The following is a 15478-nucleotide window of genomic DNA, read 5'->3' as shown; positions in this document are numbered from 1 at the left end:
AAGGTTCCTCCGCCACAGAGGCAAAACGGTATTCGACCTGAGCTTCTCACTACTAGAATTGGAACCAGATTAAAAATCAACCGCCTGTATTTTTAGGTACATCACCTATACAACATAGTTTGTGGAGTAGAAATGACCAAGCCTGACACGCGTCCTACCGACTTACCTTCCTGGAAAGTACTTGAAGCCCATGCGGCGCAAATGAAAAGTCGCCACCTTAAAGAATTATTTGCCGCTGATGATCAGCGCTTTGAAAAGTTCTCCCTGCAGCTCTCTCCCTTCTTGTTCGATTACTCCAAAAACCTGATTACCGATGAAACCAAAGCGGGGCTCTTGGCCTTGGCACAGGAATCTGGTGTTGAAACGTGGCGCAGCAAGATGTTTGCTGCCGAACACATCAATGCCACGGAAGATCGCGCTGTGATGCATGTGGCTTTGCGTGATAAGTCTGCAAACCCGATTCTTATTGATGGTGCTGATGCGCGCCCGGCGGTAAATGCGGAATTGGAGCGTATGCGTAAGCTGAGTGAAAAGCTGCGTTCAGGCGGGTGGGTGGGTTATACCGGTAAAACCATCACCGATATCGTGAGTATTGGTATTGGTGGCTCAAACCTTGGTCCGCTGATGGTATGTGAAGCGCTGAAAGCTTATAGCGATAAACAATTCAACATGCACTTCGTGTCCAATATTGATGGTGTTCAGATCGCAGAAGTGTTGGCCGGTTTGAACCCTGAAACCACCTTATTTGTTATCTCCTCCAAAACCTTTACCACCCAGGAAACCATGACCAATGCACGTACTGCAGAGCAGTGGTTTATGGCGGCGGCGGGCGATAAGTCGGCTATTGCCAAGCACTTCGTGGCGGTATCGACCAACCGTAAATTAGTTACTGCTTTCGGTATTGCGGAAGAAAATATTTTTGATATGTGGGATTGGGTTGGCGGGCGTTTCTCGCTCTGGTCGGCAATCGGTTTACCGATAGTATTGTCCCTTGGTTACGACGTATTTGATGAGCTGCTGCAAGGCGCTTATGAAATGGATCAACATTTTCAAAGCGCACCTCTGGCAGAAAACGCCCCTGTCATGTTGGCGTTAGTGGGAATCTGGAATCGCAATTTCCTCGGCTATCCTGCGCATGCGCTGCTGCCTTACGATCAATGTTTACATCGCTTCCCTGCTTATATGCAGCAGGCGGAGATGGAAAGTAATGGTAAGTCGGTTAACTGGGCAGGCGAACAAATTACCTACGGCAGTGTGCCGCTGGTGTGGGGTGAGGTTGGTATTAATGGTCAGCATGCGTTCTATCAAATGCTGCATCAGGGCACCGATATTATCCCTGCTGACTTTATCGGTTCGATTGCACCAACCGTTGCGGTTGAAGGTCATCACGATGCTTTAATGGCTAACTTCTTTGCGCAAACCCAGGCCTTAATGCTGGGGATTGACGCCAATCAGGTGCGCCGTGAGTTGGCAGCAAAAGGCGTGAGTGCCGAGCGTATTGAAGAGATCGTGGAGCACAAGGTGCATCGCGGTAATCGCCCCAGCAATACCCTGTTGTTGAACAAGGTTGACGCCCGTTCACTGGGTGCTTTGATCGCGCTTTATGAGCATAAAATCTTCGTTCAAGGTATTATCTGGCGCATTCACTCCTTTGATCAGTGGGGGGTTGAGCTGGGTAAAGTATTGGCGGCAGCGATTCAACCAGAGTTAGATCTCAATAAAGCAACCAATGCGGCGCACGATTCTTCTACCCGCAACCTGATTGACTGTTACAAGCGTGCCAAAACAGCTCAATAAGCTGGGTGCGGAAAAATACAGACACGCCGGGCTATGTACCCGGCGCATCCATAGGCAAACCACGATGTTTGCAATAGGTACGGCCCCATAGAGCAATGGTATTCACATGACTGAAGTGTTAAGCACAGACCCGCGACTTGTCGAAATCACCGAGCGTATCATCGCTAGAAGCCGAGATACCCGTGCCGCCTACCTGGCGCGCGTAAATAAATTCCGCAATAAAGGTCCTGCGCGGCATCACTTGGGTTGTGCAAACCTTGCGCATGGTTTTGCGGCGTGCAATAGCGACGATAAAGCTGCCTTGGCTGAAGGGCAGGCGGCGAATATCGGTGTGGTGAACTCCTACAATGAGATGCTCTCTGCACACGTTCCCTATGGCGAGTACCTTGAACCTATTAAGGCTGCCGCTAAAGAAATGGGCATGACAGCGCAAATGGCAGGTGGTGTTCCCGCCATGTGCGATGGCGTCACGCAGGGCTTTCCGGGTATGGAAATGTCGCTATTTAGCCGTGATGTGATCGCAATGAGTACAGCCATTGCGCTATCGCACGACATGTTCGATGCCGCTGTTTGCCTCGGCGTGTGCGACAAGATTGTTCCCGGGTTGATGATAGGCGCGCTGTCGTTTGGTCAGTTGCCAATTATTTTTATCCCTGCTGGGCCTATGACGCCCGGCTTGTCCAATGCCGAAAAAGCCAAGGCGCGCCAATTGTTTGCCGAAGGTAAGGTTGGGCGTAAAGAGTTGCTGGCCGCGGAGAGCGCTTCTTATCACAGTGCGGGAACCTGTACTTTTTATGGCACCGCCAATACGAATCAAATGTTGATGGAAATTATGGGGATGCATTTACCCGGCAGTACTTTCATCAACCCTTATACGCCATTGCGCGATGCCTTGACGCGTGTGTCAGTCCATCAGTTAGCAAGAATTACCCGTGATACCCCAGTAACTTTGGCTGAAATTGTCACCGAAAAATCGATTGTTAATGGCATTGTCGGTCTCATGGCGACTGGCGGCTCCACCAATCATGCGATGCACATAGTTGCCATCGCCCGAGCTGCTGGTGTACAAATTAACTGGCAGGATTTGTCTGACATTTCGGATATAATTCCGCTCCTATGTCGGATCTACCCTAATGGTTTGGCTGATGTAAACCGCTTTCAGGCTGTTGGCGGTATGGGTTATTTAATCCGTGAGCTGCGTGCTGCGGGCCTATTGCATGACGATGTTAAAACCATCATGGGTGAGGGCGGCTTAGCGGCCTACACCAAAGAACCATTCCTGGAGAATGGTGAAATTGTGTGGCGTGATGCGGTTTCTGAAAGCCTGGATGATTCGGTTTTGCGCCCGGTTAGCAAGCCTTTTGCTCCTGAGGGTGGCATGAGATTGTTGAAGGGTAATATTGGCCGTTCAGTGATTAAAATCTCAGCGGTTAAGCCGGATCATCGCAAAGTAGTTGCTCCGGCAATTGTGTTTCACAGTCAGGATGAATTGCAGTCGGCCTTCAAACGTGGTGACTTGGAAAAAGATTTTATCGCCGTTGTGCGTTTCCAAGGGCCAAAAGCTTGTGGTATGCCAGAACTTCACAAGCTCACTCCACCGTTAGGTGTGCTGCAGGATCGTGGTTTCAAAGTGGCATTGTTGACCGATGGTCGCATGTCCGGGGCGTCTGGTAAAATTCCGGCTGCGATACACATGACCCCAGAGGCCTTGGATAATGGCCCAATTGCGCTGATTCGCGATGGGGATATGATTGAGTTGGATGCTGAGACGGGCACCTTGCAGTTGCTGGTCAGTGAGGAAGAGTTGAATTCCCGTCAGCCTGCCCAATGTGATTTGTCAGCAGTTCACTATGGTATGGGGCGCGAGTTATTTGCGCCGTTGCGTGCCACAGTGGGTCTCGCTGAAGAAGGAGCTACTGTATTTAACTGGTAAGTAGTTAAATTCCGGACCCCGAACTGTCGTTCGGGGTCTTCGTTTTTAGAAAGTAAATCCACTGTCAAGTTTCACAAACAGGATTACCCCTCATGCTCGAAGCGTTTGATTTTGTTATTTTTGGAGGCGCTGGCGACTTGGCTCTGCGCAAGTTGATCCCTGGGTTGTACCGCGCTCATCGCGAAGGCTCTTTGCCTGCCAATGCGCGCATCATCCCCACTTGCCGCAATACCCAGATGGTTGCTGAGTACAAAGACAAAGTGCGCGCGGCCGCAGAAAAACACTTGAATGCCGATGAGTTTGTCGCTGCCGATTGGGATGATTTCGCACAGCGTCTTTTCCCTGTGTTTGTCGATATTGGTACCAAAGATGAGCATTGGGACGCGCTGGCTCAGTTGTTAGACAGCGGCGGTAATGCTGCGCGCGTGTTTTATCTTTCTACCCCGCCATCAGTATTCAGTATTTGCTGCAAGCATTTGCATGAGTCTGGCCTGATCACTGCTAATGCGCGTGTTGTGGTTGAAAAGCCCTTGGGCTACGACGCTAAAACAGCTGAAGAAATTAACAGCCAGATCGCAGAATACTTCAGTGAAGATGCTATTTTCCGTATCGATCACTATCTCGGCAAAGAGACAGTTCAAAATCTGTTGGCACTGCGTTTTGCTAACGGCATGTTTGAGCATTTGTGGGATGCAAAATCGATTGATCATGTACAGATCAGTATTTCTGAGACTGTAGGTCTGGAAGGGCGTGCAAGTTTTTACGACGGCGCGGGCGCGCTGCGCGATATGGTGCAAAACCATATCCTTCAATTGCTGTGTTTGGTGGCTATGGAGTCACCTAACAAAATGACTGCTGAGCGTATTCGCGCTGAAAAACTCAAAGTGTTGGAAAGCTTGCGTCCACTTACTGGCAATACCGTTAAATACAATACCGTGCGCGGTCAGTATGTGGCGGGTGAGATGGCCGGCAAGATGGTTCCCGGCTATCTTGAAGAGTTGGGTCAGCCAAGTAATACCGAAACGTTTGTCGCTATTCGTGCTTATATCGATAACTCACGCTGGGCCAACGTACCTTTTTACCTGCGTACCGGTAAACGCATGAAGCAGCGTTTCGCGGAAATTGTCATCCAATATAAAGATGTCGCTCACCGCGTATACCCAGAGTCTGCCGGTGCGGCAACACCAAACCGCTTGATTATTCGCCTTCAGCCGGAGGAGAGCATCAAGATCATCATGGTGTCCAAAGATCTGGAAAAACATGAGACGCATCTGCGTCCCGTCGTGCTCAACCTGAACTTTGCTGATACCTATAAAGACTTCTATTCAGATGCTTACAAGCGCTTGATGCTTGATGCGGCGGCTGGTGATGCCAGCTTGTTTATTCACCGTGCCGAAGTCGATGCAGCCTGGTCGTGGATTGATCCAATAATTGAAGCTTGGCAGCGCCCTGAGAATAAACCACATGGCTATATGGCTGGCAGCTGGGGACCACAAGCCTCTGCACAGTTAATGGCCAGTGATCGTCGTCGCTGGTTCTCGATCGATGAAGTTCTCTCGGGAGCAGATCAGGAATGGTAAGCGAGCGTTTATTTGACAGTCGCGCAGAGATGATCGCTGCGCTGCAGGCAGAATGTGAAACTGCACTGCGCGACGCGATTGAAGATCGCGGTGAAGCAACTTTTATGGTGTCCGGTGGCAGTACGCCTGAACCGCTGTACAAAGCCTTGAGCAATTCCGATCTGGATTGGGAATCTGTTTACGTCGCCTTGGTTGATGAACGCTGGGTGGATTTTGCGCACGATAAAAGCAATGAAGCTTTTACCGTAAAACACCTGATCCAGAATAAAGCCGCCGCGGCCAATCTGGTCGGTATGAAAAATTCAGCGGAAACTGCTGCTGAGGGTTTGGATGACTGCGAAAGCGCGTATCAGCAATTGGCGCAACCCTTTGATGTGACTATTTTGGGGATGGGTTCTGACGGCCATACCGCTTCATTGTTCCCGCATGCACAGGGATTGGATGAGGCATTGAATCTGGAATCTGAGCAGCTGTGTGCGGCGATTATCGCCAAGCAAAGCGAAGTAACCGGTGCAATTACCGAGCGCATGACCTTGACGTTGGCTGGGTTGCTGCGCTCCAAAACCTTGGTGTTGTTGCTGACTGGCGATGAAAAATTGGCAGTATTGCGTGCAGCCCAGGCGGGTACCGATATAAAAGAAATGCCGATTCGCGCTGTGTTGCAACAGCAAAAAGTGCCGGTTGTGGTTTATTGGGCGCCTTGATTTTTACCGAATTCCGAACTGATCTGCAGTAGGTTTTTTTAGGGCAGATTATTCTTTCGAACTTTTTTGAACAACGAGGGACATACAGTGGCTTTAACTATCGATCAAATTGTCAGAGTAGCGCCAGTCGTACCCGTTATGGTGGTAGAGCGCATTGAAGATGCTGTGCCCTTGGCCAGAGCGCTTTATAACGGTGGCTTGAAAGTGTTGGAAATTACCCTGCGTACCCCCTGTGCACTGGATGCCATCAGCGCCATGGTGGAAGACTTGCCCGATGACGCGGTAATTGGTGCTGGCACTATTATTACCCCGGCAGACTTAGAAAAAGCGGTAAAAGCCGGTTCAACCTTTTTGGTGAGCCCTGGCACTACACCGGCGCTGATCGAAGCGGCTAAAGCTTGTCCGGTTCCGCTGTTGGCCGGTGTTGCAACACCAACCGAGGCAATGAATCTCTACGTTCAAGGTTTTACCCATCAAAAGTTCTTTCCGGCTGAAGCAGCGGGCGGTGTGCCGATGTTGAAGTCAATTGCCGGTCCTTTGCCGCAAATTACTTTCTGCCCAACGGGTGGTATTGATTTGGCTAAAGCACCAAGCTATCTGGCCCTGCCCAACGTGCATTGCGTAGGCGGTACTTGGATGGCGCCTAAAGAATTGATGAAAGCCGGACGCTGGGATGAAATCGAGCGCCTTGCGCGTGAAGCAGCAAGCCTGCCACGTGGTTAAAACCTGGAGGCAGCTGCTTGTGCTTGCTGCGCCTAATGAATACAAGAAACGGGCGTATTAAGCGCCGGAAAAGGGCGCAGCAAACGGCGCCTCTACAGCAAAAATCAATGAACAAATTATTCAGGAGAATGTAATGATTAGAGTGGCAATTAACGGTTACGGTCGTATCGGTCGCAATGTACTGCGTGCCTTGTATGAATCAGGCAAGCGCAGCCAAATCCAGATCGTTGGTATCAACGACTTGGGTGATGCTCACCTCAATGCCCATCTCACCAAATACGATTCTGTTCATGGCGGATTTAACGGCACCGTTAAATTTGAAGGCGATACCATGTTCGTTAACGGCGATGCTATCCGTATTACTTCCGAGCGCGATCCTGCCAAGTTGCCCTGGGGCGAATTGAATGTGGATGTGGTGTACGAATGTACCGGTATTTTCACCAGCAAAGAAAAAGCCGGTTTGCATTTGGCTGCTGGCGCCAAGAAAGTCATCATCTCTGCTCCTGGTACCGATGTTGATGCAACCGTGGTATTCGGTGTAAACGACAAAGTATTAAAAGCCACTGACACCATTATCTCTAACGCCTCTTGCACGACTAACTGCTTGGCACCGGTTGCTAAAGTGTTGAACGATAACTTCACAATCGTGCAAGGCTCTATGACCACCATTCACTCTTATACCAATGATCAGGTGTTGTCTGACGTATTCCACAAAGATATCTATCGTGCGCGTTCAGCTACCCAATCAATGATCCCCACTACCACTGGCGCTGCAAAAGCGGTTGGTTTGGTATTGCCGGAATTGAAAGGCAAAATGGATGGTATTTCAGTGCGCGTTCCTACCATCAACGTATCCTTGGTTGACCTGAACGTATTGGTAGAAAAAGACGTAAGCGTTGAAGCCATTAACGCTGCGATGAAAAAAGCCGCTGAAACAGAAATGCCAGGTGTTTTGGCATTCGTTGATGAGCCGCTGGTTTCAATCGATTTTAACCACAATCCGCACTCTTCCAACTATGACTCACTGCAAACCAAAGTGTATGGCAAGTGGGTGAAAGTATTGGCTTGGTACGATAACGAATGGGGTTTTTCAAACCGCATGTTGGATAACACCATTGCATTGATGAACGCCAAATAAGAGAGTCAGTTATGTTAAGACGTACCAAGATTGTCAGTACCCTCGGCCCGGCCTCTGAATCGCCGGAAGTACTTGAGAAGCTTATTCTGGCGGGTGTGAATGTTGTGCGGTTGAACTTTTCACACGGCTCTCCAGAGGATCATAAGCGTCGCGCGGAAACTGTTCGTGCATTGGCGGCGAAACACAATCGTTTTGTGGCCGTATTGGGTGATCTGCAAGGCCCCAAAATTCGCGTTGCGCGTTTTGCAGAAGGTAAAATTTATCTGAAAGTGGGTGATAAGTTTGTTCTGGATGCAACGCTTGAGCGCGATGCTGGCAATCAGGATCAAGTTGGTATCGACTATAAAGAGTTGCCCAACGACTGTAAGCCTGGTGATGTGCTCTTGTTGGATGATGGTCGTGTAGTGCTGCAGGTCGACAAAATCGAAGGCCCGCGTATTTATACCACCACCAAAGTGGCCGGTCCTTTATCGAACAATAAAGGTATTAACCGTCAAGGTGGTGGTTTAACTGCGCCGGCGCTGACAGAAAAAGACATTGCCGATATCAAGACTGCCGCTGAAATTGATGTGGATTATTTGGCGGTATCTTTTCCACGTTCCGCTGAAGATATGCATTTCGCGCGTAAGCTGATGCTTGAGGCCGGTGGTCGTGCGGGATTGGTTTCCAAAGTTGAGCGTGCAGAAGCAGTTGCCGATGATGAAACCCTCGATGGCATTATCATGGCGAGCGATGCAGTGATGGTCGCGCGTGGCGACTTGGGTGTTGAAATTGGTGATGCTGCCTTGATTGGTGTGCAAAAACGCATCATCGCCCGCTCACGTGCGTTGAATAAAGTGGTAATCACGGCGACTCAGATGATGGAGTCAATGATCAACAGCCCATTGCCTACCCGTGCAGAAGTATTCGACGTTGCCAACGCTGTGCTTGATGGCACTGACGCAGTAATGTTGTCTGCTGAAACTGCTGCTGGTAGTTTTCCAGTGGAAACTGTAGAGGCAATGGTGCGTATCATTCTCGGCGCCGAGAAGCATCCAACGGCGAGTTTTGACAACTATCGTATGGATCAGGCTTTTAGCACTGTTGATGAATCAATTGCCTTGGCTTCAATGTTTACCGCCAACCACCTTGATGGCGTGAAAGCAATTATCTCTTTCACCGAATCAGGTAGTACCCCGCGTTTGATGTCTCGTGTAGGTTCACAGCTGCCAATTTTTGCTTTCTCTCGTCATGTGGGGACTCAGCGTAAAATGGCGTTATATCGTGGTGTTCAACCAATCGCTTTCGACACGGACAGTACCCCTTGTGCGCAAGATTTTGCTCGCGCCATTGGTCTGCTTAAGGCGCAAGGAGAATTGGTGAACGGTGATTTGGTGATAGTCTCCAGCGGTGATACTAACTTGCTGGGCGGTACCAACACGATGAAGATCCTGCGTGTAGAAGACAAGTCTGTCTAAAACAGTGGTCTCTTAAAAACGGCAGCCTGGCTGCCGTTTTTTTTGTCCGTTATTTGTTGTTATGAGTAGTTGCCATGAAGCGCAGGTTTTTTGTGTTTTTGTTGTTTTCCCTGGTGAGCATTCATGCCTTTGGGCTCGAGTTGCGTGGCAGCTGGCAACAGGGTGGGGTTATTGTCGGTAAGGTGCCGGATGGTAGTCAGATTGAATATCGCGGAAAGAAATTGCAACTTTCTTCCCTGCGGGAGTTTGTCATTGGTTTGGGGCGGGATGCCCCCGATTATGCAACGCTAGTAGTAATTGATGCACAGGGCGGCCGCACTGAGCATAAGTTTGCCGTAAAGCAACGTAGTTACAACATTCAGAGGGTGACAGGAGTACCGCAACAGACGGTGGAGCCTGATCCCGAGCAAGTCGCGCGCGCGCGCCGCGAAGCACAAATGGCTGCTGATGCACGCAAAGGTAATTTGCCATTGCGGTTTTTTGCTCAGGAATTTGTATGGCCTTTGGTTGGCCCCATCACCGGCGTATACGGTAGTCAGCGTGTATACAATGGCGTCCCCAACTCCCCCCATTACGGTGTGGACATCGCGCGTCCAGTCGGCACTGTCGTAAATGCGCCTGTAGGCGGGGTAGTCACACTTGTACATCCGGATATGTTTTTTTCAGGCGGGACTCTGATTATCGATCATGGGCATGGCTTGTCCTCCACCTTTATTCACTTGAGCGAAATTTTGGTAAAAAAGGGTGATGAAATAGTTCAAGGTCAAGCCATCGCCAAGGTAGGTAAAACTGGCCGCGCAACAGGCCCGCATTTGGATTGGCGGATGAATTGGTTTGAGGAGCGTGTTGATCCACAGTTGTTGGTTGGCGCGATGCCGAGCCAGTAGTTGTCTGGTTGGTTATTTAAATCCCAAATTCCCGCGATAGCCAAGAGGCTCTAGAGACAGGGCTGCAAAAGGCAGTGTAAGATACCGCCCCCTGCAGTGCTAATCGCGGCCTAAGATCATGATAGATAAAAAATTACTCAGTATTTTGGTGTGTCCTGTGAGTAAAGGCGAGCTTGAGTATAAGCCGGAACAGCAGGAGTTGATTTGTTGGCAGAGCGGGTTGGCATACCCCATTCGCGATGGTATCCCTGTGATGCTGGAGCATGAAGCGCGCAAGTTAGGCGCGGAAGAGATTGAACAGCATCGCGCTTGATTAAGCAGGCGCGATCTTAGAAATTTGAACATCTAGTGGATGCATTATGAAGAGCGCTGAAATTCGCAACGCCTTTTTGAAGTACTTTGAAAGTAAAGGTCACACTATTGTTGCTAGCAGTTCGCTGGTTCCTGAAAACGACCCTACGCTGTTGTTTACCAATGCGGGTATGAATCAATTCAAAGACGTATTCCTTGGGGGCGACAAGCGCTCTTACAATCGTGCTACCAGTTCCCAGCGCTGTGTACGCGCAGGTGGTAAACACAACGACCTGGAAAATGTTGGCTATACCGCACGTCACCACACTTTCTTTGAAATGCTAGGTAATTTCAGCTTTGGCGATTACTTCAAACACGATGCTATTCGCTACGCATGGGAATTCCTCACCGCAAAAGATTGGCTCAATATCCCCGCCGAAAAACTCTGGGTAACTGTCTATGCTTCAGACGATGAAGCTTACGATATTTGGAATAAAGACGTTGGTGTACCCGCAGAGCGCATCATTCGCATTGGTGATAATAAAGGCGCGCCCTACGCATCTGATAACTTCTGGGCGATGGGTGATACCGGTCCTTGTGGTCCTTGCACTGAAATTTTCTACGATCATGGCGCGGATATCTGGGGTGGTCCACCGGGTTCACCTGAGGAGGACGGCGATCGCTACATTGAAATCTGGAACAATGTGTTCATGCAGTTTAACCGCACTGCGGACGGTGTTTTGCATCCGCTGCCAGCGCCATCGGTCGATACCGGTATGGGCTTGGAACGTATTTCAGCGGTGATGCAGCATGTGCATTCCAACTACGAAATCGACCTGTTTCAACATCTGTTACAAGCAGCGGCCGATGCCACCGGCAACCACGACATGGAAAACAAATCCCTGCGTGTGATTGCTGACCATATCCGCTCCTGTTCATTCCTGATTAGCGATGGTGTTGTGCCCTCTAATGAAGGCCGCGGTTATGTGCTGCGTCGCATCATTCGCCGCGCTATTCGCCACGGCAACCAACTCGGCCAAAAGCAACCTTTCTTCCATAAGCTGGCCAAGGCATTAGCGGAAGTAATGGGTGATGCATACCCCGAGTTGTATAAGAATCAGGCGCAAATTGAGCGTGTGTTGTTGCAAGAAGAAGAGCAGTTTGAAAAGACACTCGACAAAGGTATTGCTGTTCTCGAAGACGCTTTGGGCAAACTCTCGGGTACCGAAGTGCCCGGTAAAGTCGTTTTCACTCTTTATGATACCTATGGCTTCCCGGTTGATTTGACGGCTGATATCGCCCGCGAACGCGGCTTGACCATTGATCAGGAAGGTTATGAAGCCGCTATGGCTGAACAGCGCGCCCGCGCTCGCGCAGCGGGTAGTTTTAAAGTGGATTACAACGCTGCCGGCCTTGATTTACCGGCGAGTGAATTCCTCGGCTACAGCTCTTTGGCAGAGCAAGGCAAGGTGCTCGCACTGGTCAAAGATGGGAAAAAAGTTGAGCGGTTGGTTGAAGGTGACGATGGTGCGGTAGTGCTTGATCGTACACCTTTCTACGCTGAATCTGGTGGTCAAGCAGGTGATTGCGGCTATTTGGAACTGGGAACTAATCGCCTTGAAGTGCGCGACTGTCAAAAACAGGGTGCATCGCATTTACATCTGGTTCGTGTGCTACAGGGGGCAATATCGGTTGGCGACAGCGTTGTTGCCAAAGTTGATGCCAGTGTGCGCCAAGCGACCGCATTGAATCACTCGGCAACACATCTCATGCATGCTGCTTTACGTAAGGTACTGGGCGAGCACGTGACGCAAAAAGGTTCATTGGTAGATTCTGAACGCCTACGATTTGACTTTTCACATTTTGAAGCTGTGACTGCTGATCAATTAAAAGCCATCGAAACCTTGGTAAATGATCAAATTCGCGCCAATTCTGTAGTTGCCACTGATCTTTGCGATATGGAAGCTGCCAAAGCCAGAGGCGCTATGGCACTGTTTGGCGAAAAATACGGCGATACTGTGCGTGTACTGACTATGGGGGATGGTTTCTCTGTTGAGTTGTGCGGCGGTACCCACGTAAATCGCACTGGTGATATAGGTTTGTTTCGCATTACATCTGAGTCTGGTGTGGCGGCAGGTGTGCGTCGTATTGAAGCGATCACCGGTGCCAAGGCGCTGGCGTTGTTTGACCAGGTTGAAGCCTTGGTGGATGGCGCAGGCCGCAGTCTTAAGGCGAATCGCGACTCGTTAATTGAAAAGCTTGAAGCACTGGTTGCGCAAAACCGCAAATTGGAAAAAGACTTGGCAGGTCTTAAAACCAAATTGGCGACCGCTGGCAGTGGTGATGTACTCACGCAAGCGATAGATGTTGCAGGTATTAAAGTACTTGCCTTGAATCTTGATGGTGCTGATGCCAAATCCCTTCGTGACACGGCGGATCAGTTTAAAAATAAGTTGGGCTCTGCGGTGGTGCTTTTAGCTGCTGTTGAGGATGGCAAGGTTTCACTGATTGCCGGTGTAACCCAGGACATAACCGCAAAAGTAAAAGCGGGGGATCTGATGGGCTATGTGGCGGGCCAAATAGGTGGCAAGGGTGGCGGCCGGCCGGATATGGCGCAAGGTGGTGGTACTGATGTTGCCGCACTCGATGCTGCATTAGCTTCGGTAGTGCCATGGGTTAGTGACCGACTTGCTTAATACTTGTACGGTACGGGTGTGGAAAGGCTATTAATCGGTTTTTATCACCCATTTGGGTTAACTTTTGTCGCAATCTGGTGTTTAATTGGCGCCTTTTTCGTGATTTAGTTAGTAAATATTAGCAATCGTCAATTGATAGAAGGATAGGCTGTAATGAGCTTATTGGTTCAGAAATACGGTGGCACCTCTGTTGGCTCCATTGAGCGTATTGAGCAAGTTGCTGACAAAGTAGCTGGTTTCCGTGCGCAGGGGCACGATATGGTAGTGGTGCTGTCTGCAATGAGTGGCGAAACCAATCGTTTGATTGGTTTGGCTCAGCAAGTGCAAGCAACACCCGATCCGCGTGAGTTGGATGTGTTGGTTTCAACCGGGGAGCAGGTAACTATTGCTCTGCTTTGTATGGCACTCAAAAAGCGCGGAGTTGATGCTCGTTCATACACTGGTTCACAGGTTAGAATTCTTACCGACAATGCCCACACCAAGGCGCGAATTCAGTCAATTGATGAAGAAAACATGCGTGCTGACCTCAGTGCTGGTCGTGTAGTGGTAGTTGCTGGATTCCAGGGTGTAGATGAGCAGGGCAATATCACAACTTTGGGTCGTGGAGGTTCAGACACGACTGGCGTAGCTTTGGCTGCAGCGCTTAAAGCCGACGAATGTCAAATCTATACCGATGTGGACGGCGTATACACTACCGACCCTCGTGTTTGTGAGCGCGCGCGTCGCTTGGAAAAAATTACCTTTGAAGAAATGCTGGAAATGGCTAGTCAAGGCTCTAAAGTGCTGCAAATCCGCTCTGTAGAGTTTGCTGGTAAATATAAAGTGCCACTGCGCGTGCTGCACAGTTTCAAAGAAGGCCCTGGAACCCTGATTACCCTCGACGAGGAAGATTCAACTATGGAACAACCTATTGTTTCCGGTATCGCATTCAACCGTGATGAAGCTAAAGTAACTGTTGCTGGTGTACCTGATACTCCGGGCGTAGCGGCAAAAATTCTTGCACCAATCGGTGCCGCAAATATAGAAGTTGATGTTATTGTGCAGAATGTGTCTGCGGATGGCACCACTGATTTGACTTTTACTGTCCATAAAAATGACATGAATAAAGCAGTCTCTGTGTTAGAAGCGGTTGCCAAAGATATAGGTGCCCGTGAAGTTCGCAGTGATGATCAGGTTGCTAAAGTGTCAATTGTTGGTGTAGGTATGCGTTCTCATGCTGGCGTTGCATCGAAAATGTTTACGGCTTTAGCGGAAGATCGTATTAATATTCAAATGATCACAACATCTGAAATTAAAATTTCTGTGATCATTGATGAGCGTTACTTGGAGTTGGCTGTGCGTAGTTTGCACACCGCTTTTGGTTTGGATGCCGAACCGTCAGAAGGCCGTGTAAGGGGCTAAGTCTTCTAATTGCGACGGTTTAGTTAAGGTGTGTGCGTTGTGTTTCTGTTTGTGATTGTGGCAAATAGAAAAATGTTAGGGTTTTCTTCCCTTTCGTGAAAAGTAGACGATACTTAGATCCAGGCACTTGGTTGTCAGGACGCGACAGGGGGTGTTCGGGGGGCGATGGTGGCAAGGGGTGCCTAAATCGTACTCTTACAGGATGAGTGAAGGAGATTAAAGATGTTAATTTTAACTCGCCGTATTGGCGAAACCTTGATGGTAGGTGACGAAGTTACCGTTACTGTTTTAGGTGTAAAGGGCAACCAGGTTCGTATTGGTGTCAACGCTCCTAAAGATATTGCAGTTCATCGCGAAGAAATTTATCAGCGTATTCAGCGCGAAAAGCAAAATCAAGAAGAACAAGACGATTAAAATTTTAGTTTCGTTTTGTTGTTTGGCGCTTTTCAATTACGCGGCGGCATGAGAGATCATCCGCCGCGTAGCTGTTTATTGTGTTTCGTTTTTTATTCTATGGAATATTTACGCCGCGTTTGAAGACAAAGAAATCACTATTTTATTTCGTAATTTTTAATTCAAGACTTTGATTTTTAGAGATTTATGGTATTATGCCGCACCTGCTGAGACGGAGCCTGCTTCGCTTCAGTAGATGTGGAGAAGTGGCCGAGTGGCCGAAGGCACTCCCCTGCTAAGGGAGCATACCTCAAAAGGGTATCGGGGGTTCGACTCCCCCCTTCTCCGCCATTGAATTCAAACAAAAAGCCCAATTGAAAGATTGGGCTTTTTGTTTTTCTAAGGTTTAAAAATTATTTTGTAGGTTGTTGTTCAATGCAGCGATGCCCAGCGTGACTTAAGACAACACAAAAAAGTT

Annotated in this window: 12 protein-coding genes and 1 tRNA gene; all 13 read left to right on the top strand. The window is 49.2% G+C overall.

Annotated features, from left to right (window positions below; translation table 11 throughout):
* The first annotated feature begins 132 nt into the window (after nucleotides 1-132).
* The 13 genes from pgi (at nucleotide 133) to O59_RS11640 (ending at nucleotide 15351) form a co-directional block, all read left to right on the top strand.
* Nucleotides 133-1797 (top strand): glucose-6-phosphate isomerase, encoded by a 1665-nt coding sequence (gene pgi / locus O59_RS11700; protein ID WP_007642922.1) that lies wholly within the window; start codon nucleotides 133-135, stop codon nucleotides 1795-1797.
* Between the two features lie 106 nt (nucleotides 1798-1903).
* Nucleotides 1904-3730 carry a phosphogluconate dehydratase gene (gene edd, locus O59_RS11695; protein ID WP_007642921.1) on the top strand — a complete coding sequence of 609 codons (1827 nt, stop codon included), beginning with the start codon at nucleotides 1904-1906 and terminating at the stop codon, nucleotides 3728-3730.
* A 92-nt stretch (nucleotides 3731-3822) separates the two neighbouring features.
* Entirely contained in the window at nucleotides 3823-5310 is a 1488-nt protein-coding gene (zwf, locus tag O59_RS11690; protein WP_007642920.1) for a glucose-6-phosphate dehydrogenase, read from the top strand.
* On the top strand, nucleotides 5304-6014 hold the full coding sequence (gene pgl / locus O59_RS11685; protein ID WP_007642917.1) for a 6-phosphogluconolactonase: 711 nt from the start codon (nucleotides 5304-5306) through the stop codon (nucleotides 6012-6014). The genes zwf and pgl overlap by 7 nt, the downstream gene beginning before the upstream one ends.
* A gap of 87 nt (nucleotides 6015-6101) precedes the next feature.
* Nucleotides 6102-6737 (top strand): bifunctional 4-hydroxy-2-oxoglutarate aldolase/2-dehydro-3-deoxy-phosphogluconate aldolase, encoded by a 636-nt coding sequence (eda, locus tag O59_RS11680; protein ID WP_007642915.1) that lies wholly within the window; start codon nucleotides 6102-6104, stop codon nucleotides 6735-6737.
* A 133-nt stretch (nucleotides 6738-6870) separates the two neighbouring features.
* The gene (gene gap, locus O59_RS11675) at nucleotides 6871-7875 is read left to right on the top strand and encodes a type I glyceraldehyde-3-phosphate dehydrogenase (protein WP_040392276.1); all 1005 of its coding nucleotides are present in this window, start codon (nucleotides 6871-6873) and stop codon (nucleotides 7873-7875) included.
* An 11-nt stretch (nucleotides 7876-7886) separates the two neighbouring features.
* The gene (gene pyk / locus O59_RS11670) at nucleotides 7887-9332 is read left to right on the top strand and encodes a pyruvate kinase (RefSeq protein WP_007642912.1); all 1446 of its coding nucleotides are present in this window, start codon (nucleotides 7887-7889) and stop codon (nucleotides 9330-9332) included.
* 74 nt (nucleotides 9333-9406) lie between these two features.
* Complete coding sequence (locus O59_RS11665) at nucleotides 9407-10219, top strand: M23 family metallopeptidase (RefSeq protein ID WP_007642911.1); 813 nt, start codon at nucleotides 9407-9409, stop codon at nucleotides 10217-10219.
* A gap of 118 nt (nucleotides 10220-10337) precedes the next feature.
* Nucleotides 10338-10532: a Trm112 family protein gene (locus tag O59_RS11660; protein WP_007642910.1), complete on the top strand. Its 195-nt coding sequence runs from the start codon at nucleotides 10338-10340 to the stop codon at nucleotides 10530-10532.
* A 46-nt stretch (nucleotides 10533-10578) separates the two neighbouring features.
* On the top strand, nucleotides 10579-13206 hold the full coding sequence (gene alaS, locus O59_RS11655) for an alanine--tRNA ligase (protein ID WP_007642909.1): 2628 nt from the start codon (nucleotides 10579-10581) through the stop codon (nucleotides 13204-13206).
* Nucleotides 13207-13359: 153 nt separating this feature from the next.
* Nucleotides 13360-14607 carry an aspartate kinase gene (locus tag O59_RS11650; RefSeq protein WP_007642908.1) on the top strand — a complete coding sequence of 416 codons (1248 nt, stop codon included), beginning with the start codon at nucleotides 13360-13362 and terminating at the stop codon, nucleotides 14605-14607.
* Nucleotides 14608-14829: 222 nt separating this feature from the next.
* A complete protein-coding gene (gene csrA / locus O59_RS11645; protein ID WP_007642906.1) occupies nucleotides 14830-15021 on the top strand; it encodes a carbon storage regulator CsrA in 192 nt (63 codons plus the stop codon).
* A 239-nt stretch (nucleotides 15022-15260) separates the two neighbouring features.
* Nucleotides 15261-15351 (top strand) — tRNA-Ser (locus tag O59_RS11640).
* Nucleotides 15352-15478 lie beyond the last annotated feature (127 nt).

The sequence above is a fragment of the Cellvibrio sp. BR genome (genome assembly GCF_000263355.1).
In the GTDB taxonomy this organism is placed as follows: Bacteria; Pseudomonadota; Gammaproteobacteria; order Pseudomonadales; family Cellvibrionaceae; genus Cellvibrio.
The sequence above is the reverse complement of the archived record's forward strand: the minus strand, read 5'-3'. Positions and strand labels throughout refer to the sequence as shown.

Excerpts from the sequence above, each read along its gene's own strand:
- pgi (WP_007642922.1), top strand. The coding sequence starts at position 133 with ATGACCAAGCCTGACACGCGTCCTACCGACTTACCTTCCTGGAAAGTA.
- edd (WP_007642921.1), top strand. The coding sequence starts at position 1,904 with ATGACTGAAGTGTTAAGCACAGACCCGCGACTTGTCGAAATCACCGAG.
- zwf (WP_007642920.1), top strand. The coding sequence starts at position 3,823 with ATGCTCGAAGCGTTTGATTTTGTTATTTTTGGAGGCGCTGGCGACTTG.
- pgl (WP_007642917.1), top strand. The coding sequence starts at position 5,304 with ATGGTAAGCGAGCGTTTATTTGACAGTCGCGCAGAGATGATCGCTGCG.
- gap (WP_040392276.1), top strand. The coding sequence starts at position 6,871 with ATGATTAGAGTGGCAATTAACGGTTACGGTCGTATCGGTCGCAATGTA.
- pyk (WP_007642912.1), top strand. The coding sequence starts at position 7,887 with ATGTTAAGACGTACCAAGATTGTCAGTACCCTCGGCCCGGCCTCTGAA.
- O59_RS11665 (WP_007642911.1), top strand. The coding sequence starts at position 9,407 with ATGAAGCGCAGGTTTTTTGTGTTTTTGTTGTTTTCCCTGGTGAGCATT.
- O59_RS11660 (WP_007642910.1), top strand. The coding sequence starts at position 10,338 with ATGATAGATAAAAAATTACTCAGTATTTTGGTGTGTCCTGTGAGTAAA.
- alaS (WP_007642909.1), top strand. The coding sequence starts at position 10,579 with ATGAAGAGCGCTGAAATTCGCAACGCCTTTTTGAAGTACTTTGAAAGT.
- O59_RS11650 (WP_007642908.1), top strand. The coding sequence starts at position 13,360 with ATGAGCTTATTGGTTCAGAAATACGGTGGCACCTCTGTTGGCTCCATT.
- csrA (WP_007642906.1), top strand. The coding sequence starts at position 14,830 with ATGTTAATTTTAACTCGCCGTATTGGCGAAACCTTGATGGTAGGTGAC.